This window comes from Novosphingobium sp. NBM11 (genome assembly GCF_015390225.1).
GTDB lineage: Bacteria > Pseudomonadota > Alphaproteobacteria > Sphingomonadales > Sphingomonadaceae > Novosphingobium.
Genome location: NZ_VUOG01000001.1, coordinates 352,465 through 372,349, shown reverse-complemented (window position 1 = coordinate 372,349; position 19,885 = coordinate 352,465). Strand labels below are relative to the sequence as shown.

Genomic DNA, 19,885 nt, shown 5'->3' with positions numbered 1-19,885 from the left:
CCCGGGAAGCGAACTTCCCGGGCCTTTCTGTTTCCGGCGGAGCGTGGTCAGGCTGCTTCGCTGAGGGTGTGGATCTGCGCCGCATCCGCCCAGTTGCCGTGCAGGCCGAAGCGCAGGCGCACGGGAATGTTGATCGTGGCGATCGGGCCCTTGGCGATTTCGGTGGCGTCGAAGATCAGCAGGTCGCTGCTGCGGGTTTCGAGGCGATTGCACACCATCACGATCCACCCGTCGCCTTCCGCCGCGTCGGGCGAACGGGGCACGAAGCACGGTTCCTGGATGCTGGAGACGGGGCCGGCCCACCACTTCTGTTCCTGGCCAGTCTCGAGGTCGACGAAGCCTAGTGTGTTCATCACCCAGCCGCCGGCACTGCCGCCCTTCAGCTCGACCGGCTGGCTGGGATCGATCACGACCATCCAGCCATACCGGTTCTTCTGGCCGGTGAAGCGATCGTCGATCTTGGGGAATTCGCCGATCATATCGGACAGGCGGACGGCCTTGAACTCTTCCTCGTTCTGGCTGAGATCAACCGTCCAGCGCGTCAGGAACGTGCTGCCGGCGACGGGATCGAACGGCGCGTCGTCGATGTCGGGGAAGAACGGCATCATGTTGTTGGCGGCTACCGGCAGGTCGAGGTGCAGCCTGGTGCCCTCCTGGAACGCGTTCATGACGTGCGCAGTGAAGCAGTTTCCGCCCTTGAACCAGCGGATATCGGCGGCGGTGGTGCCGGGCTTGCGCGGCATCACGGCAAGGTAGCTCGGCAGAGAGGTGTCGAAGCCGAAATGCGGCTTGCCGGCTTTCAGGCGATCCCAGTTGCTGGTCATGCCCATGACCGAGAACAGCGCGTAGTCCGGCGTGATCGCGAAATCGTGCATCATGCAGTAGTAGGGTGTTTCGAACCACACATCGTAGAGCAGCTCGCCTTGGGGGCTGATCTCGTAGTAGGCCATGTCGCGGGTGAGGATGCCCTTTGAGGCATAGCCGAAGCCGCAGAGATTGCCGGTGGCGGGGTCGGTCTTGGGATGCGCGGTGAAGGTCTCGCCCTTCATCTTGCCATCGAAATCGGTGTAGCCGGCGGTTTCGAGCGTGACGGCGTCCATCACCAGCGCCGGGGAATCCTCCTTCAGCGCATAGAGCCGACCACCGTGAATATAGGCATTGGTGTTCGCCGTGCCGCGGATTTTGCCCTTCACCGCTTCGTCGTCGGTCAGCGGGTTGCGATAGGCGCCGAACACCGCGCGCCCGGCTTCGTTTTCAAGCTTCCACTTGTCGGTCTTGGCCCAGCGCTGGGTGAAATCCACCCGGCCGTCCTTGAACCGGAACATGGAGATCATGCCGTCGCCGTTGAACGCGATGTCGTCGCCCAGCTTGGGCGGGAACTGATGTTCCGGCTGCACGCGATAGAACGCGCCGTCCATTTCCGCAGGGATCGTGCCGACCACGTTGAGGTCATGCACATTCGCCTCGACGCGGGAAGGCGTGTTGAAACCGGTGAACGCGGGAACGTCAGGAAAAGTCGTCATTCATCATCTCCCAGAGGCCGCGTGGCGCCGTTGGTGCGAATCTGGGCCTACGCGCCTGATCCACGCAGCAATAAAACAGAACGATGTTCTATGTGATGGATCGACCTTTGTCCAGTGACTGTGAAGCCGCAAAAACGGCATCCTTGAATCGTTCAATATCAATCGGATGAACAGGATCGAGAGACGGTGGCCGTCTGTGCCGGCCCTATGCGTTGACAAGCACCGCAATTCTGGATTAAAAGAACGTCGTTCTGTCTGGAAGAACCTCTGAATCGGAGGGCTTGCCGGACTTGTTCCGATAACTGACGATCAGGGGAGGACATCGATGCGTCGACGCGATTGCTTCACGAAATTCATGCTGAGCGCTGCAGCCTGTGCGCTGCTGCCGACGGCTGCCATGGCGGAAACGGCGACCGCGGAATCAGGGGCCGAAGCGGGGGGGGGCGAAGATCAGGCAGCGGCACCGTCCGACGGCGAAATCGTCGTTACCGCGCAGTTCCGTCAGGAAAGCGCGCAGAAGGCCGCCGTTTCGATCGACGTGCTTTCGGCCGAGACGCTGGCGCGTGCCGGTGTGGCGCAGGCCACCGATCTCGCGCGGCTTTCGCCCGGCGTGCAGATTACGCAAGGCGGCAGTTCGCTGCAGATATACATCCGCGGCGCCGGCGATTTCTCGACGACCGCCTACAGCAACTCGGCCGTTGCGCAGAACTATGACGGCGTGTTCGCCGCGCGCAGCCAGTACGTGGCCGGCGTGTTCTACGATCTGGAGCGCGTCGAAGTGCTCAAGGGGCCGCAGGGCACGCTCTATGGCCGCAACGCCACCGGCGGCGCGCTGAATATCCTTCCTGTGCAGCCCAAGCTGGGCGTGTTTGAAGGATACATGTCGGCCGGCTTCCAGAACTACAACGGCTTCTCGGCCGAAGGCGCGTTGAACATCCCACTGGGCGACAAGGTCGCCATCCGCGCGGCGTTCCAGGGTGTTTCGCGCAACGGTTACATCAGCGACGGCACCGACGACGACAAGCACCATTCGTTCCGCTTGCAACTGAAGGCGGAGCCGACCGAGGATCTGACCCTTCGCCTCGGCTTGAACTACCAGCACCTCGGCGGGCGCGGTCCCGGCAAGGTGGTCTATGAGCCGACCGCGCCGACCGCGCCGGGCCTGACCAACAGCCAGCCGATCATCCCCGCCGATCGCTGGACATCGATCAATGGCACGCTGAACAGCCTGATCTCGAAGGTTGTCGCGCCTCCGGGCATCTATCCGCTCGACACCAGCAAGACCTACCAGAACATCGATATCTGGGGCATCAACGGTCATCTGGAATGGAACCTTGGCCCGGCCACGCTGACCGTCATCCCGGCCTACCAGCACGTCAAGCTGGATTCGCTGGTGATGCCGGCGCTCTATTTCAGCACCACCAACTACTTCACCGGCGCGCCTTCCACGTCTGATGCGGAAACGGTTGAAGTCCGTCTCGGCAATGCGAACGAGAAGCTCAAATGGGTGCTGGGCGGCTATTTCTTCAACGAGGATCAGGACAGCTTCAACGCCGTCCGCCTTGGCCGCGCGTCCGACACGGCTTTCGTGGCCACGCTCAACACTCGCGCCTACGCCGCCTTTGCTGAGGCGACCTATTCGCTGACCGACCGTTTCCGCCTGACCGGCGGCATCCGTTACACCGACGAAACCAAGAGCGTCGATGGCTATCGCTATGCCATCGCGGGCAGCCTGGCCTGCCCGAATGGCGGCACGGCGATCGGCGGCAGCTGTGAACTGAAGACGGCGGCGGGCACCAACGTGCGGGGCACCTATTCGGCGCATCGGGTCAATTACAAGGCTGGCTTTGAATTCGATGCAGGGCCGCAGAGCATGATCTACGGCAGCGTGGTCACTGGCTTCAAGTCGGGCGGCCAGTCGAACGCCGACATCGATCCCTACAAGCCCGAGGACGTGACGGCTTATACGATCGGCGCGAAGAACCGCTTCTTCGGCCGGCTGCTGCAGCTCAACCTCGAACTGTTCTGGATGGACTACAAGAACCGCCAGGAAAACTTCTCGCAGCTCGATCGCGGCGGCGCGCAGGTTTCCTCGCTGTTCAACGCGGGCAAGGCCGTGGCCAAGGGCGTCAGCGCCGACGTGACGCTGCGTCCGACCGCCAACGACAGCCTGCGGGTGGGCATCGAGTACACCGAGAGCAAGTACAAGGAATTCAGCTACCGGAACTACAGGGCGGGCAATCCGTCGGCCTCGACGGCGTGCGATGTCACGGCGATCACCGGCGGCAACGCCCAGATGGGCTTCTGGAACATCAACTGCAACGGCTTCCAGTTGCCGCGCACGCCGAAGTGGTCGGGCACGGTGGGTTATACCCACACCTTCGATCTCGCCAACGGCGCGAAGATCGAGTTCGCGCCTGACATGACGTTTGCCTCGTCGCGCTGGTTGAGTGCCGAATTCGTCGAGAACGCGCGCGCGCCGGCCTATGCGCTGGTCAACGCCAGCCTCACATACCGTTCGCCCGAGGACAGGTACTCGGTCCAGCTGTTCGTGCGGAACATCGGCGACAAGGCGGTGTACACCGGCACGCAGCAGTATCCGTTCATCGCCAACTACAACGGCCAGGACATCGCGCCGCCCCGCACGTGGGGCGCCCGTTTCCGCGCCCGTTTCTGATGGGGCAGGCCGGGGGGCGATGAGGCCGCCGCCCCGGTGCGGGGTTCCGGCAACGGGCGCGGAAGGCAGATGTCGTCCGCGCCCGTCGTGTGTCCGCGCCTCGGGAAATCCCGCGGCACGATGCGGGACGGCGAGCCGGATGAGCGGGAACGGCGGGACGCTTCCGATTCCGAAAAAATGCGGTCTCAGCACGCGAATACAATTGATTTCACATCTGCCTATGTTAATAAAAGAACGATGTTCTGTTAAATAGAACGGAGAAGGGATTATGCGGCTCGCGAGATTTGATGGTGGCAGGATCGGGGTGTGCCTTGGCGACGAGATCGTCGATGTCACCGATGTCTGCGGCATCGATCCTGCGGAATGGCCGGCGGTCGGTCCGCTGCGGCTGATCCGTGATTTCGAGGCGCGGCGCCCCAAGATCGAGGCGGCGCTCGCCGCCGCTGCGCGCAAGCCGCTGGCCGATGTCCGGCTGGAAACGCCGGTGCCGTGGCCGAACAAGGTCATCGCCTATCCGGTGAACTATCACGCGCATGGGCGCGAAATGCAGGCGCAGTACCGTGCGACCAACCAGGGCTTCTTCCTGAAGCCGTGCTCGTCGCTTTCGGGGCCGTCCGATCCGGTGGTGCTGCCGCGGGTGCCGGGGCGTGAAGTGCACCACGAAAGCGAACTGGGCATCATCATCGGCAAGGAAGTGCGCGGCCTTCCGCGCGAGAACTGGCGCGAGGCGGTGTTCGGCTACACCTGCCTGCTCGACATGGTGGTGCGCGGGCGCGAGGAGCGCGTGTTCCGCAAGGCATACGACAGCTTCTGCCCGATCGGGCCTTGGGTGGTGACCGCCGACGAAGTGCCCGATCCGGCGTCGCTCGACATGAAGCTGTGGGTCAATGGCGACCTGCGCCAGTCCGCCAATACGCGCGATCTAGTGCTCGATATTCCGGGCATGATCGAAACCGCCTCGGCGGTGATGACGCTCTATCCCGGTGACGTGATCGCGACCGGTACGCCTGAAGGCGTCGGTCCCGTGGTAGACGGGGATCGCATACGCATCGTGATCGACCGGATCGGCGAAATGAACGTGGACGTGGTGCAGGGCGATCTCGGCATGACCGAAGTCTTCGCGCAGCCCTACGTGCCGCCGATCATCAAGCAGGCCTGACCATGGCGGCTCCGGAAGCGGATTCGCTGGAGGCGCTGTACGGCGCCTTCGCGAGCATGAACATGGAGGGCGGCTGGCACCGGAAATTCCCGGCGCTGTGGCCCGAGCCGCGGCGTAATTTCCTGCCGCACGTCTGGCGCTATGCCGAGGTCAAGCCGATCCTCGACCGCGCCGGGCGGCTGGTCGATACCGCACAGGCGGAACGCCGCAACCTGACGATGTTCAACCCCGTGGAAGGCAACGTCTATTCCACGGTGCGCACGATCGTGGCGGCTTACCAGATGATCCGGCCGGGCGAGGTCGCCCGCGCCCATCGCCATACGCCCAACGCGCTGCGGCTGATCCTTGAAGGGCGCGGTACTTATACCGTGGTCGACGGCAGCCAGGTGGAAATGCGGCCAGGTGACGTGCTGCTGACGCCAAACTGGGCCTGGCACTCGCACGCCAATGGCGGCGGCGAGGATTGCTACTGGATGGATTTCCTCGATGTGCCGCTGGTGCATCTGATGGAGCCGATGTTCTACCAGCCGCATCCGGCGGGGCTGGAAGCGGACGTGACCGAACTGGCCGAAGCGCCGATCGCGTTCCGCTGGGAAGACACGCTCGCCGCCCTGGATGCGGAGCAGGCGCGGGTCGGCGAGGGCACACCGGCATCGGTGACGCTGGGGCCGGCGCAGCTCGATACGATCGCCCTGCGCATGATGCGGATACCCGCCGGGGTAGAAACCGCGTCCCTGCGCACGACCGCGAACAACATCTTTGCCGTCGTGCGTGGCAACGGCACGACCGTGGTCGACGGGCAGACGATGGAATGGCGCTTCGGGGATACCGTGGCGATTCCGGCGTGGCGCCCGTTCACGCACCACGCCGCCGAAGATGCGGTGCTTCTCCAGGTCACCGATGAACCCGTCCTCGCCAAGCTTGGCTGGCTGAGGACCGAAACGCCGTGATCGCGCGGCATCGCAACCAACTTTCATTCCGGAGCATGGCATGACCAAATCGCCCAAGATCCTTATCGCCGGTGGCGGCATCGGCGGCATGGCGGCCGCCCTTTCCCTGCTGCGGCGCGGCTATGACGTCGAGGTGTACGAGCAGGCGCCCGAACTGGGCGAGGTGGGCGCGGGCGTTCAGATCAGCCCCAACGGCGCGCGCGCGCTCGATGCGCTGGGCGTGTTCGAGACGCTGAAGGCCGCGTCCTGCGCGCCGCGTCGCAAGGAGTTCCGCCTGTGGAACACCGGGCGGGCGTGGCCGATGTTCGATCTGGGCCAGATGGCGATCGAGAAATACGGCTATCCCTATCTCACGGTCTATCGGCCGGACCTTCTGGGAACGCTGGTCGATGCGGTGCGCGCGATGGCGCCCCAAGCGATCCATCTGGGCGCGGCGGTAGAGAACGTGACCAACCGGGAAGACGGCGTGGCGCTGCACCTGGTCGGCGGCAAGACCGTGGAAGGCGATATCCTGATCGGTGCCGATGGCGTGAAATCCACCGTGCGCAAGTGCCTGTTCGGCGATGACGAAGCCAATTTCACCGGCATGATCGCCTGGCGCGCCGTGATCCCCATGGAGCGTCTGCCCGAACATATGCGCCAGATGGTAGGCTGGACGTGGATCGGGCCAGGGGGCCACATGGTCAACTATCCGCTGCGCGGCGGCAAGCTGATGAACATGATCGGCACGATCGAGCGCAATGACTGGCAGGTCGAATCCTGGTATACGCAGGGCAGCATTGAGGAATGCGCCAACGATTTCGCCGGCTGGCACGAGGACGTGCAGACGCTGATCCGGTCCGCGCCGACGGTAATGAAGTGGGCGTTCATGGAACGCACGCCGCGCCAGAAGTGGAGCGAGGGCCGTTCGACCCTGCTGGGCGACGCCTGCCACGCCACGCTGCCGTTCCTGGCACAGGGTGCGGTGATGTCGATCGAGGACGGCGTGGTGCTGGGCCGTTGCCTTGACCAGTACGACGATCCGAAGGAAGCCCTGCTGCGCTACGAGGCCGCGCGCGTCGACCGCACGAGCCGCATGGTGCGCGGGGCCAAGGAAAACACCGCCCGCTTCCACGAAACCGCGCTGGCGACCGAGGAAGGCGCGGTGAAGTACATGGAAAGCGAATGGAGCCGTGATCCGATCAACGATCGCTACGACTGGCTCTATCGCTACGACGTTCTGACCGCCGAGATCTGAGCATGACGGAGGCTGCCGCTTCTGCCGCCCGTCCGCCTGCCGACCTTCTGGCGGGCGTGCGGGTGCTCGATCTAACCAACGTGCTGTCCGGCCCCTATGCCACCTATCAGATGGCCATGCTGGGTGCGGAGGTCATCAAGGTCGAGAATCCGAAAGAGGGCGATCTCGCGCGCAAGCTCGGCGCGTCCCCGGCGCTCAATGCGATGATGCTCGGCACCTCGTTCCTGGCGCAGAACGCGGGCAAGAAGTCGGTGACGATCGATCTCAAGCATCCGGACGGCAAGGCACTGTTTCGCGATCTGCTGGTGACAGCGGACGTGGTGGTCGAGAACTTCCGGCCGCGCGTGATGGATCGGCTGGGCTTCGGTTACGAGGAAGTGCGGGCGATTAACCCGCGCATTGTCTATTGCGCGATTTCGGGCTTCGGGCAGGAAGGGCCGCTCAGCGCCAATCCCGCTTACGACCAGATCGTGCAAGGCCTGTCGGGGGTGATGAGCATTACCGGCGATGCGCAGTCCGCGCCGCTGCGCGTCGGCTATCCGTTGTGCGATACGCTGGGCGGGCTGGCCGCGGCCTTTGCCGTGGTGAGCGCGCTGTTCCGGCGCCAGCACAGCGGGGAAGGGGCCTATATCGACCTCGCCATGCTCGATGCGACGATTTCGGCCATGGGCTGGGCGGTATCGAACTACCTGATTGCGGGTGTCGAGGCGCAGCCGATCGGCAACCAGAACACGACGGCTGCGCCTTCCGGCGCGTTCCGCTGCGCCGACGGCCAGATTAACATCGCGGCGAACAAGCAGGAACAGTTCGAGCGGTTGTGCGATCTGGTGGGGCTTTCCGCGCTCAAGACCGATCCGCGCTTTGCCGAGCGCGAGGCGCGCAAGGCCAATCGCGCGGCGCTCAACGCGCTGCTGGACGAAGCGCTCCGCGCGCGGGGGGCGGCGGAATGGGAGGAACTGCTCAACGCCAACGGCATTCCCGCCGGTCGCATCCTGTCCATTCCCGAAATCCTCGCGCACCCGCAGATCGCGGCGCGCGGCCTGATCCATGAAATCCCCATGGGCCAGCCGGGGCTCGAAACGGTCAAGGTCTGCCGCGCAGGTTACAGCCTGGGCGACAGCCAGCCGGCCGCACGCTCCGCACCGCCCTTGCTGGGGGCCGACAATGCCGAGATATTCGGCGCGCTGGGCCGGGACACGGCGGTGCTGGAGACGTTGAAGGCCGGAGGCGCGATTTGAGAGCTTGCGCCAAGGTCGGCGTGGCAGCGGCGGGAAGTCCGCCGCCCCATCCCGGATCAGCCCGCGCGAACCTGCGCGAAGCGGGCGGGCGTTTCGCCCAGATTGATCGAGAGCCGCGCGGCGGCGTCGATCGCGATCGGGCGCAGCTTTTCGACGTAATCGTCGGTGAAGCGCGCGCTGGGGCCGGAAAGCGTGATTGCGCCCATCAGTTTGTGCCCGGCGCCGAACACGGGGACGCCGACCGCCGCCATTTCCGGATCGACGCTGCCGATCGAGATGACGCAGGCATTGTCCGGCGTAAGCGGGGCATAGGGCATTGCTTCATAGTCGCGCAGGATGGTGGACGCGGCGCTGCGGTTGAGTTCGCGCCGGTCGCCTTGGCGGATCGAATAGTCGCGCACGGTATGGCGCCCTTCGGCGCGGAACAGGCAGACCTGGTATTCGCCGTCGCGGATGAAGAACGATGCGCCTTCGGCAGTCTGCGCCACCAGATCGTCCAGCACGGGATCGATGAACTGCCGCAGGTCGAAAGCGTCCTGGAACACGGTGGACAAGGCCAGCAGGCCTGCGCCGAGCTGATAGCTCCCATCCGCACGCTGCCAGACGAAGCCGTACTTTTCGAGCGATCCCATCAGCCTGAGGATGGTGCTCTTGTAGAGGCCGGTAATGCGCGAGATTTCCGCAAGGGTGAGGACCGGTTTGTCGTGCCGGAAGGCGTGAAGGATATCGAATGCGCGGTCGACCGCCGCGACGCCTGCCTTGGAATTCATGATTTTGGGATGCCCCGCCTAAGCCTTATTGGTTGTTCTATTTAGCAGAACGTCGGTTCAATCTGTCAATGGCTATTTGCGGCGAAAACAAATGTTCGGTGAAGGAACCAGCACATGACCGATCTGCCCTCGCGCGTGTTTATCAAGGAAGAAGGGCCGCGAGAAGGCTTCCAGATCGAGAAGCGCCTGATTCCGACCACGGAAAAGATCCGGCTGGTCGATGCGCTTTCGGATACGGGGCTGGATTATATCCAGGTCACTTCGTTCGTTCATCCCGGCAAGGTTCCGGGCATGGCCGATGCGGAAGCGGTCGTCGCCGGGATGACCCCGCGCGAGGGGGTGCGCTATGCCGGGCTGTGGCTGAACCAGCAGGGGCTGATCCGCGCTATCGCTACGGGCAGGCTTTATCTGGAGGGCAAGCTGACGCTCTACGCGTCCGACGCTTTCCTCAAGCGCAACCAGAACCGGGATCCGCAGCAGCAGCTTGCCGCCCAGCCGGAACTGGTGAAGATGTATCAGGCGCATGGAATTCCGGTGCGCACCGGCTTCGTCACCGCCGCGTTCGGCTGCAATTTCGAAGGCGACGTGGCCCCGGCCAAGATTGTCGCGCTGGTGAACGAGATGCGGGCGATCGCGCGTGATCAGGGGGAAGACCTTTCGCTGATCGGGCTGGGCGACACGATGGCCTGGGCCACGCCCGAACGCATCCGTCGCGTGGTTGGCATGGTGCAGGACGCCAACCCAGACGTGGACCTTTCGCTCCACCTCCACGATACGCGCGGGCTGGGCCTCGCCAATGCCTATGCCGGGCTGCAGATGGGCGTGCAGCATTTCGACGCGGCGGTAGCCGGGCTGGGCGGTTGCCCGTTCGCCGCGCACGCCGGCGCGGCCGGCAACATCTGCACCGAGGATTTCGTGTTGATGTGCGAGGAGATGGGTATCGAGACCGGCGTCGATCTGGAAAAACTGTCCGAATGCGCAAGGCTGGCGGAAGAGATCGTCGGCCATCCGCTGCCCGGCAAGGTCAAGACCGGCGGTAGCCTTGCCGCGCTGCGTTCGCGCATCGCCGCGTCGTGATGTTCGCCTGATCTTCGCGAAAGCCCGACCGATGAATGCCTGCCTGACGCCGCTTTCGCGGCTTTCCGCCATCCGCAGCGCCGCGCTGGCGCACTTGCCGCGATCTCTGGTCATCCTGCTCGAAAACGTGCTGGCGCACGAGGCCGAGCCGGCGCCGCTGGTCGCGCGGTTCGAGGAATGGCTGCAACGCGGCGAGGCGATGGCGGAACTGCCGTTCCGCCCGGCACGCATCCTGATGCAGGATACCGCCGGTGTCGCGGCGATGGCCGACCTGGCCGCGTTGCGCGATCATGCCGTGGCGAACGGCCATGCCCCGGGCGAGGTCGACGCCGCGATTCCGATCGATCTGGTCATCGATCATTCGGTACGCGTGGATTACAGTGGCACACCGGAAGCGGCGACGCGCAATCTGGCGCTCGAATACGCCCGCAATGGTGAGCGTTACCGCTTTTTCAAATGGGCCGAGCACGCCTTTCCCAAATTCCGCGTGGTGCCGCCGGGGCAGGGCATCTGCCACCAGATCAACCTGGAGATGCTGACCAACGGTGCCGTTCCCGCGCCGGAAATGCCCGGAGGCTGGATGGCGGAGACGGTCATTGGTACGGACAGCCATACCACAATGGTCAACGCGCTGGGCGTGCTTGGCTGGGGCGTGGGCGGTATCGAGGCGGAACTGGCCGCGCTCGGCGCGCCGGTGCCGATCCCGCTGCCGCGCGTGTGCGAAGTGGTGCTGACCGGCGTCCGGCCAATCGGCGTGACGGCGACCGATATCGCCCTGCACGTGGCCGCGCGGTTGCGCGCGGAGGGTGTGGTCGACCAGATCGTGGAATTCGATGGCGACGCACTTTCCTGGCTTTCGCTGCCCGATCGAGCGGCCATCGCCAATATGTGCCCTGAATACGGGGCAACGGCCGCGCTGTTTCCCGTGGACGAGGAAACGCTGGCCTATCTGGAGACGATGGGCCGCGATGCCAGCGTGCTGGCGGCCTATCGCGCCTATGCGGTGGAAACGGGGCTGTGGCGCGGGACAGGCCCGGCGCGACGCTATTCGCGCTCGCTTGCCATCGCGCTGGACGAGGTCCGGCCGGTCATGGCGGGGCCGCATCGTCCGCAACAGGTACGGACCTTGTCCGAGGTCCGCGCCAGTCTCGAAAGCCGGTTTTCCGCGCTGGCGCCGCCGGTCGACCGTGCCCGTCCGGGCAATGGGGCGGTGGCCATCGCGGCGATCACCAGTTGTACGAACACCGCGAATCCCGAGGTGATGCTGACGGCGGGGCTGGTGGCGCGCAAGGCCATCGCACGAGGACTGTCGGTTCCCGGTTGGGTCAAGACCTCGCTTGCGCCAGGCTCGCGCCGTATTGCCGCGCTGCTGCTGCGGGCGGGGTTGCAGGACGCGCTCGATGCGCTGGGTTTTCACGTCGTGGGTTTCGGCTGCACCACCTGTGTCGGCAATTCGGGCGATCTCAAGCCCGCATTGACCGGACCGGACGCGCCGGACCTTTTGGTCTCGCTGCTTTCGGGCAACCGCAATTTCGAGAACCGCATTCACCCCGCGGTCGGCGCGAACTATCTCGCCTCGCCGCCGCTGGTTGTGGCCGGAGCGCTGGCGGGCAACCTCTATGCCGATCTTTCCGCCGATCCGCTGGGGCATGACCGGAACGGCCAGCCGGTGTTCCTGCGCGACATATGGCCCGATCCGGATGAGATCGCGCACGCGATGACGCACTGGCGCGATAGCACTGCCGAAGCTGGCGACACGGAAGCCTGGGCAGCGCTGGACGCTGCTTGCACACCGCAATTCCCCTGGGATGCGCTATCCGCCTTCATTCAGCCACCGCCTTTCTTCGACGAACCACGCACGGGGCTGTTGGGGGACATCGTCGATGCACGCGCCTTGCTGGTGCTGGGCGACAACGTGACCACGGACCACATTTCCCCGATCGGGCGCATCCAGCCCGATACGCCGGCCGCGGCCTATCTGCGATCGACCGGCGCTGCCGAGGGCAGCTTCGGCAGCTATGGCGACCGGCGGGCGAACCATCACGTTATGCTGCGGGGCACGTTCGACAACGCGCGACTGGAAAACCGCCTCGTCAGCGCGCCGGGCAACCGGACGATCGGGCCGGACGGGGCGGAATGCGCGATCCATGACGCGGCTATGGCGTTCGCGGCGCTGGGCGTGCCCGTGGTGGTGCTGGCGGGCGAGAACTACGGCACTGGTTCCGCGCGCGACTGGGCGGCCAAGGGAACGGCGCTGCTGGGTGTTCGCGCGGTCATCGCCCGCAGCTTCGAGCGCATCCATCGTGCGAATCTGATTGCGCTGGGCGTGCTGCCGGTAGTCGTTGAGGCGGATCTTTCGGGCGTGAGCGCCGCGGCGAGGATCGCGCTGCGCGGCATTGGAGCGCTTTCGGAGGCGGACCGGACGCTGGTGGTCGAAATCCTCGAGCCGGGGCAGGACGAACCGCTCCGCCTGGGTGCGCGGGCCGATGTCTGGTCGGACAGCCAGTTCGCCATGCTGCGCGATGGCGGCCTGTTCGCAGCGTTCCGCAAGCGGTTCGGCGGCATGTGACCCGCCGCCCCCGGAGCCGCGTCGGGCGCCGGGGGCAACAGGATTTTCAGAGCCGGAATACGCGTTCGGCGTTGGTCTGCATCAGCTTCTTCTTCGCGCCGTCGGCTATGTCGAGCAGGTCGTGGATGCGCACCTCTTCGGGCACGTACTGGTAGGGATAGTCCATCGCGTACATCACGCGGTCTTCGCCCAGCACATCGAGGCACAGCTTGATCGCCGGTTCGAACGGCATCCCGCTGGTGGTCACCAGCACGTTGTTGCGCATGTAGTGGAACAGGTCGTGCCGCAGCGGCTTCAGGCATGCGTAGCGTTGCGAGCGCACGCCCGCGCCGTGCATGAAATTCAGGCGATAGAGCCAGTAGGGCAGCGCTTCTCCCGCATGGCCGACGATGATCTGGAGATCGGGATAGCGATCGAAAATGCCCGAGGTGATGAGGCGGAGCAGATGCAGCCCGGTCTCCACGCCGAAGCCGAACACCGCGCCGTCCAGCCCGGCTTCGAGCATCGGGCCGATCATGCTGTCGGGCGGCGTGGTGGGGTGGATGTAGAGCGGATGGCCGGTATCGGCCAGCGCGCGGAAGATCGGATCGAACTTCGGATGATCGAGATATTCGCCATGGGTGTGGCTGTTGACGAGCACGCCCCGGAAGCCGAGTTCCGCCCCGCGCCGGATTTCCGCCGCGCTCCATTCCGGGTCCTGCGGCGCGATCGCGGTCATGCCCACGTAGCGGTCGGGGTGCGCGGCGACAGCTTCGGCCAGGAGGGCGTTGGATGAGGCGCTGACACGGCGGGCGTCTTCCACGTCGACGTAGGCCTGCACGCCGGGGCTGGTCAGCGAAAGCACGGCTACGTCGATGCCGCTGGCGTCCATGTCGGCGATGCGTCCCGCGCCAAGATCGAGCAGGCGATCGAGCGTCTGGCGCGCGCGACCGTCGCTGTTCATGCCGTAGAAGCCCCAGAGCGAGGTGATGCCCCGGTCGGCCTTGCCGTCCTTCACCAGCCGGATCAGCAGATCGACCTGTTCCTGCGTGGCGAAGGCTTCTTCGGTGGCGATGCGCAGATAGCCGCGGTCGCCGCCGGTCCTGAGTTCGTGAGACATCGTGTCTATCCCGGTTGCAGCGGCTGGATCAGCCTTCGTGGACGGTCTTGGTGACGAGGCAGGCGGCCAGGCCTTCCGGGCCGTCCTCATGGCCATGGCCCGACCATTTCACGCCGCCGAACGGCGCGTCCGCCCCGCCGATGGTAGTGGTGTTGAGCGCCAGCATTCCGGTTTCGAGCCGGTTCTGGATCGTCTTCTGCCGCTTGGCGTTGCTGGTCCAGCAGTAAGCGGCAAGGCCGTAGGGCAGGCGATTGGCCTCCGCGATCATGGCTTCTTCACCGGCATAGCGGTTGATGAGCGCGACGGGACCGAACGGTTCCTCGTTCATGATCTCGGCCGAAAGCGGGGTGTCGGACAGCACCGTCGGCGCGAAGAAGAAGCCCTGGTTGCCGATCCGTGCGCCGCCGGTGTGAAGCGTGGCGCCGGCCCGCACAGCATCGCCGATCAGCCGCTCCATTGCCTCGGGCCGCCGGGCGTTGGCCATCGGCCCCATCTGTACGCCGTCCTCCACTCCGTTGCCGACGCGGATCGCCTGCGCGCGGCGGACGAAGCCTTCGAGGAAGCGGTCGTAGATGCCTTCCTCCACGATGAAACGCGTCGGTGCGACGCAGACCTGCCCGGCATTGCGGAACTTGTGCGGGACCACGGCGTCGAGCACCTGATCGACATCGACATCGTCGAACACCAGCACCGGGCCATGTCCGCCAAGCTCCATGGTCGTGCGCTTGAGGTCTTCGGCGGCGAGCTTGATCAGCAGCTTGCCGACCTGGGTCGATCCGGTGAAGCTCAGCTTGCGGATCACCGGCGAGCGCAGAAGATAGGACGAGACTTCCGCCGGTTCGCCGAACACCGCCTGCGCGACCTCCTGCGGGAGGCCGGCGTCATAGAGGCACTGCAGCACGCCCAGCGCGGAGGCAGGGGTTTCTTCCGCCGCCTTCAGGATGACCGAGCAGCCCGCCGCGATCGGCGCCCCCAGCTTGCGCCCCGGATTGCCCAGCGGGAAGTTCCACGGAGCGAAGGCGGCGACCGGACCGACCGGTTCGTGGATGACCGTTGCGCGCAGCCCCGACGGACGCACGAGCGCGCGGCCATAGAGGCGGAACACCTCGCCGGCATAGAAACGAAACAGGCCGACGTTCATCATCACTTCGATGCGGGCTTCGGGCAGCGTCTTGCCCTGTTCCATGGTGGCGATGCGGGCCAGGTCCTCGCGCCGTTCCTCCATCAGTCGCGCCGCGCCTTCCAGCACTGCGGCACGTTCCTGTGGGGGCGAATGACGCCAGCGGGCGAAACCGCGCGCGGCGGTATCCAGCGCCCGGTCGAGATCGGCCTGCGTGGCGAGCGGCAAGTCGCCGAGTTTCATGCCGGTGGCCGGATTGACCACGGGAAACGTGTTGCGTCCGCCGCCGGTGACGCGCTCTCCGTCGATCATCATGTGGAGCGCGGGATACTGGGTCATGTTCATCCTCGGTCTGAATTTTGTTCTGTCAGATAGCACATAATTCTATTATGGCAACGAGCCCGAAGGCCGGCGCGCTCCACACGCCGGTTCCCCACAATCGATCCGGAGGATCAGATGGACGTGAAGTTGTTGATCGCGAACCGGGACGTGGCGGCCGCCTCGGGCGCCATGTTCGAGCGCGCAGGGCCGCTGGGCGGGGTGGCGAGCCGCGCTGCGGCGGGGCGTGCGGAAGATGCGATCGCGGCGGCCGAGGCGGCGTCACGGGCCTTTCCCGGCTGGGCCGCGCAAGGGCCGAATGCGCGGCGGCGCCTGCTGCTGGCGGCGGCCGACATCATGGAGGCGCGCGGGGAAGCCTTTACCGCCGCGATGCCTGCCGAAACCGGCGCATCGGCGGGGTGGGCGCACTTCAACGTGCATCTGGCCGCAAGCATGCTGCGCGAGGCGGCGGCATTGACCACGATGGTGCGGGGCGAGACGATTCTCTCCGACCGGCCTGGCTGCCACGCGATGACGGTGCGCCGCCCGGCCGGTGTGGTGCTGGGCATCGCGCCGTGGAACGCGCCGGTGATTCTGGGCGTGCGCGCGGTGGCCGCCCCGCTTGCCTGCGGCAATACCGTGGTGCTCAAGGCATCCGAGCAGTGCCCCGCGACCCACCGGCTGATCGGCGATGTGTTCCGCGATGCGGGCTTTCCGCAAGGCGTGGTCAACGTGGTGACCAATGCCCCGGCCGATGCGGCCGAGGTAGTGGCCGCGCTGGTCCGCCACCGCGCGGTGCGGCGGATCAATTTCACTGGATCGACCAAGGTGGGCCGGATCATCGCGACGCTGGCGGCCGAACAGTTGAAGCCGGTCCTGCTGGAACTGGGCGGCAAGGCGCCGATGATCGTGCTGGACGATGCCGACCTTGATGCAGCGGTGGCTTCGGCCGGTTTCGGCGCGTTCATGAACAGCGGTCAGATATGCATGTCGACCGAACGGATCATCGTGCATGAGGCCGTGGCCGATGCTTTCATCGCGAGGTTCCGCACCCGTGTGGAGGCCCTGCGCGCCGGCGATCCGCGTCACGGCGCGGCACCGCTGGGGTCGGTGATCGATACCGGCACGGCGCGGCGCATCCGCCATTTCATCGAGGATGCGGTGGGGAAGGGCGCAACGATGCTGGGCGAGGCGGGTGACGACGCCACGCTGCTGTCCGCCGTGGCGCTGGTCAACGTGACGCCTGACATGCTGATCTATGCCGAGGAATCGTTCGGTCCGGTCACCACGATCCTGCGCGCGAAGGACGATGACGATGCGGTGCGCATCGCCAATGACACCGAATACGGGCTGACATCGTCGGTGTTCGGCCGCGACATCGCGCGCGCGCTGACCGTGGCGGAGCGGATCGAGGCGGGCATGTGCCATATCAACGGCCCGACCGTGCATGACGAGGCGCAGATGCCGTTCGGTGGCACCAAGGCTTCCGGCTATGGCCGTTTCGGCGGCGAGGCGGGCATTGCCGAATTTACCGAACTGCGCTGGATCACCATCGATACCAGCAAGCCGCATCTGCCGATCTGATGCCGGCGCGGCGCGCCTTCTTTTCGATCAGGGTTCCGGCCTCTGCCGCTGACACTCGCGTTCCTGTTGCGACTTCCCCGAAGCGGCCATCCATTCCGTATGATGGCCCGTGGCTCAAGATGCGAGGCAGTCCCAGTCAATCAGGGCCGACACATTGCGTTCGGCTAAAGTCGAGAGCAGGCGGTCTTCCAAATCTCCCGGCGGGATTGCGAGAACGGCGCCGACCGAAAAATGCAGCGCAATCGGAAGAGAAGCCTTGAATTCCCGGCGGGCTTGATCGAGCGAGTATGCCGGATCACAAACGGCAATCGCTGCCTGGTGCGCCTTGATCATGCCTTCTTCAACCGCGCGTCGGTCTGCAGGCTCCAGAGAACCCGATAGAAAGTAGGCCAGATCAAACATCGGGCTGCCAAGCGTGGCAAACTGCCAGTCGATCAGCCAGGCTCGCGGGCCGCTGGGCAGGTCCTCGAACAGCACGTTATCGACCCGCGGCTCTCCATGGATCAGCGCTTTGCCCACCGGCAAGTTCAGGATGTCTTGCTTAGCCCGCCGCGCGAAATGGTCGATCGCATCGAGACAGCCACTTGCCACGCGATTACCGAAACGATCGCGGAAGGCTGCCGCCGCCGCAAGCTGGACTTCTGCGGAGTGGCTGGCACCCCGCTTGCGATCGAGCAGCCACGCGGCCGAGCCCAGGTCGGGATGATCCCAGTACGCGGTATGGAGCCTGGCGAGTTCGGCACCGACCGCCACAGCTTGGGCCGGGCTGCATCCTTCGACCTGGCTGACAGCCCGGGTTGTTTGTGAAAGATCCTGCAACACAAGGTTAAGCGTCCGCCCATCAGCCCCGGCCTTGCTCCAATAGCATCGGGGTGTCGCAAACTGGGTCTGCGCACTGTTGATTTCTGCTGAGAGTTGACCCGGGATTTTCATCGAGAAGTGGCTCTGACTCACTTTTGCTGCTGGTATGATAGGCTTTGGCTGTTCCATTGAGAGGATCTGCCATGCCCGGTCGATTTCAGCGCGCGAACTTGGTCCCCGAAGGTTTCGTGGTCGTTTCGGTTGATAGCGTCGGTGAGAATTTCCATATTCTGTTACGGTCGCGTTGCTCTGTAGGGACATGTCCCGACTGTGGCCGACGAAGTCGGCGCGTACAAAGTCGATATGTGCGCAGACCATCGGACCTTCCGCTTAGCGGTCGGCGGGTTATTCTCTTGATCGAGGCACGTCGTTTCTGGTGTGACGTGGTAGTTTGTGGCCGACGCATCTTTTGCGAGCAATTCAATAAAAGCGTTCTTACCCGGTACGCTCGGCGAACTCAGCGGCTCGAAACGATCGTTCATCAGCTTGGACTGGCGCTTGGTGGCAGGCCTGGAGCAGCTTTTGCCCAACGGCTGATGATGCCTGTGAGCAAAGACACTCTGTTGCGGGTCGTACGGCGACGTGTCGGTGCACGGTGCGATGAGCTCAATGTCATTGGCATTGACGACTTCGCCTTTCGGCGTGGTCAAACTTACGGCACGATTGTTTGCGATTTGGAACGGCGCAAACCTGTTACCTTGCTGCCAGATCGCGCCTTGGAAACGTCCCGCGCCTGGCTTGCAAGGCATCCCTCGATATCGGTTGTCGCCCGTGATCGCGGTGGCGGCTACGGTGAAGCCATCGCCAAAGGTCTACCTGATGCTGAACAGGTCGCGGACAGATGGCATCTTATGGAGAACTCGAGCCGGGCATTCCTTGATGCCGTGAACAAATCCATGCGTCAGATTAGGCATGCGGTCGGCAACAATGTCGTGGATCCCAAGCTTCTCACCTGTGCCGAGAAGCTGCAGTATGAAGGCTACCTGCGCCGGCAGGAGACGAATGAAGCAATCCAACAACTCTCACAGAATGGGACCTCCATCCGGCAAATCGTTCGACAAACGGGGTACAGCCGCAAGCTCGTACGCGACGTGCTGCGCGGTCAGCGTCTGGATGTATTCCGCACTCGGCCTAGCTCCCTTGATGCCTGGCTGCCATGGATGAATGATAGGTGGGAGGCTGGTGCTCGCAATGCCTCGGCGCTCTGGCGTGAAATGCGCAACGAAGGCTTTGTCGGGCAACGTGGTATCGTATCGCAATGGGCGCAACGTCGGCGCCTTGCCGAGAAGGCCAATCAAAGCGGCCTCGCTCGCACACCATCGGCACGGGTGCTTGCGCGGCTGATGACATCTGCGCGCGACGGACTTGCCAGATCCGAAGCGATCCTTGTGGCCGTGATCGAAGATCATGTCCCTGATCTGGTCGCAGCGCGTCAAGCGATCAGCGAGTTCCAATCGATGATCCGTTCAAAATCAGCGGCTAAGCTCAGTGACTGGCTCGACAGCGCAAGAGGCGGCCTCGTGAGCTCTTTTGTCAACGGCGTTGAACGAGACTTGGCAGCGGTCCGAAATGCAATGGTATCACAATGGTCGAACGGACAGACAGAAGGGCAGATTACCCGCCTAAAGCTGATCAAACGTCAAATGTATGGCCGCGCAAAGCTCGATCTGCTTGAAGCTCGCCTCGTCGGCGCAAACTGAGCA

Annotated in this window: 14 protein-coding genes; 9 read left to right on the top strand and 5 right to left on the bottom strand. The window is 64.6% G+C overall.

The window, feature by feature from the left end:
- Positions 1-47: 47 nt before the first annotated feature.
- Entirely contained in the window at positions 48-1,523 is a 1,476-nt protein-coding gene (locus F1640_RS01825) for a carotenoid oxygenase family protein (protein WP_125956155.1), read from the bottom strand.
- A 355-nt stretch (positions 1,524-1,878) separates the two neighbouring features.
- On the opposite strand from F1640_RS01825, the gene F1640_RS01820 reads away from it, so the two are divergent.
- The 5 genes from F1640_RS01820 (at position 1,879) to F1640_RS01800 (ending at position 8,784) form a co-directional block, all read left to right on the top strand.
- A complete protein-coding gene (locus tag F1640_RS01820; protein WP_194917444.1) occupies positions 1,879-4,200 on the top strand; it encodes a TonB-dependent receptor in 2,322 nt (773 codons plus the stop codon).
- A 268-nt stretch (positions 4,201-4,468) separates the two neighbouring features.
- Positions 4,469-5,359, top strand: a complete 891-nt coding sequence (locus F1640_RS01815; protein WP_194917442.1) for a fumarylacetoacetate hydrolase family protein — start codon at positions 4,469-4,471, stop codon at positions 5,357-5,359.
- Positions 5,360-5,361: 2 nt separating this feature from the next.
- A complete protein-coding gene (locus F1640_RS01810; protein ID WP_194917440.1) occupies positions 5,362-6,309 on the top strand; it encodes a cupin domain-containing protein in 948 nt (315 codons plus the stop codon).
- A 40-nt stretch (positions 6,310-6,349) separates the two neighbouring features.
- Positions 6,350-7,546 (top strand): FAD-dependent monooxygenase, encoded by a 1,197-nt coding sequence (locus tag F1640_RS01805; protein WP_194917439.1) that lies wholly within the window; start codon positions 6,350-6,352, stop codon positions 7,544-7,546.
- Positions 7,547-7,548: 2 nt separating this feature from the next.
- Positions 7,549-8,784, top strand: a complete 1,236-nt coding sequence (locus F1640_RS01800; protein WP_194917437.1) for a CaiB/BaiF CoA-transferase family protein — start codon at positions 7,549-7,551, stop codon at positions 8,782-8,784.
- 56 nt (positions 8,785-8,840) lie between these two features.
- Here F1640_RS01800 and F1640_RS01795 read toward each other — a convergent pair whose 3' ends face one another.
- On the bottom strand, positions 8,841-9,554 hold the full coding sequence (locus F1640_RS01795; protein WP_125956141.1) for an IclR family transcriptional regulator: 714 nt from the start codon (positions 9,552-9,554) through the stop codon (positions 8,841-8,843).
- Positions 9,555-9,668: 114 nt separating this feature from the next.
- Here F1640_RS01795 and F1640_RS01790 point away from each other — a divergent pair, with 114 nt between their 5' ends.
- Both F1640_RS01790 and F1640_RS01785 read left to right on the top strand, forming a co-directional pair.
- Positions 9,669-10,631: a hydroxymethylglutaryl-CoA lyase gene (locus F1640_RS01790; RefSeq protein WP_194917435.1), complete on the top strand. Its 963-nt coding sequence runs from the start codon at positions 9,669-9,671 to the stop codon at positions 10,629-10,631.
- Between the two features lie 31 nt (positions 10,632-10,662).
- Complete coding sequence (locus tag F1640_RS01785; protein WP_194917434.1) at positions 10,663-13,200, top strand: aconitate hydratase; 2,538 nt, start codon at positions 10,663-10,665, stop codon at positions 13,198-13,200.
- Positions 13,201-13,246: 46 nt separating this feature from the next.
- Here F1640_RS01785 and F1640_RS01780 read toward each other — a convergent pair whose 3' ends face one another.
- Both F1640_RS01780 and F1640_RS01775 read right to left on the bottom strand, forming a co-directional pair.
- Positions 13,247-14,299, bottom strand: coding sequence for an amidohydrolase family protein (locus tag F1640_RS01780; protein ID WP_194917432.1), 1,053 nt, complete (start codon positions 14,297-14,299; stop codon positions 13,247-13,249).
- A gap of 28 nt (positions 14,300-14,327) precedes the next feature.
- On the bottom strand, positions 14,328-15,758 hold the full coding sequence (locus F1640_RS01775) for an NAD-dependent succinate-semialdehyde dehydrogenase (protein WP_194917431.1): 1,431 nt from the start codon (positions 15,756-15,758) through the stop codon (positions 14,328-14,330).
- A 117-nt stretch (positions 15,759-15,875) separates the two neighbouring features.
- Between F1640_RS01775 and F1640_RS01770 the strand changes: the two genes are divergently transcribed.
- Positions 15,876-17,321 (top strand): aldehyde dehydrogenase, encoded by a 1,446-nt coding sequence (locus F1640_RS01770; protein ID WP_194917429.1) that lies wholly within the window; start codon positions 15,876-15,878, stop codon positions 17,319-17,321.
- A 114-nt stretch (positions 17,322-17,435) separates the two neighbouring features.
- Here the strand turns inward: F1640_RS01770 and F1640_RS01765 are convergent, their stop codons facing one another.
- Entirely contained in the window at positions 17,436-18,311 is an 876-nt protein-coding gene (locus F1640_RS01765) for a phosphotransferase (protein ID WP_194917427.1), read from the bottom strand.
- A gap of 14 nt (positions 18,312-18,325) precedes the next feature.
- Here F1640_RS01765 and F1640_RS01760 point away from each other — a divergent pair, with 14 nt between their 5' ends.
- Positions 18,326-19,882, top strand: coding sequence for an ISL3 family transposase (locus F1640_RS01760; protein WP_194917215.1), 1,557 nt, complete (start codon positions 18,326-18,328; stop codon positions 19,880-19,882).
- Positions 19,883-19,885 lie beyond the last annotated feature (3 nt).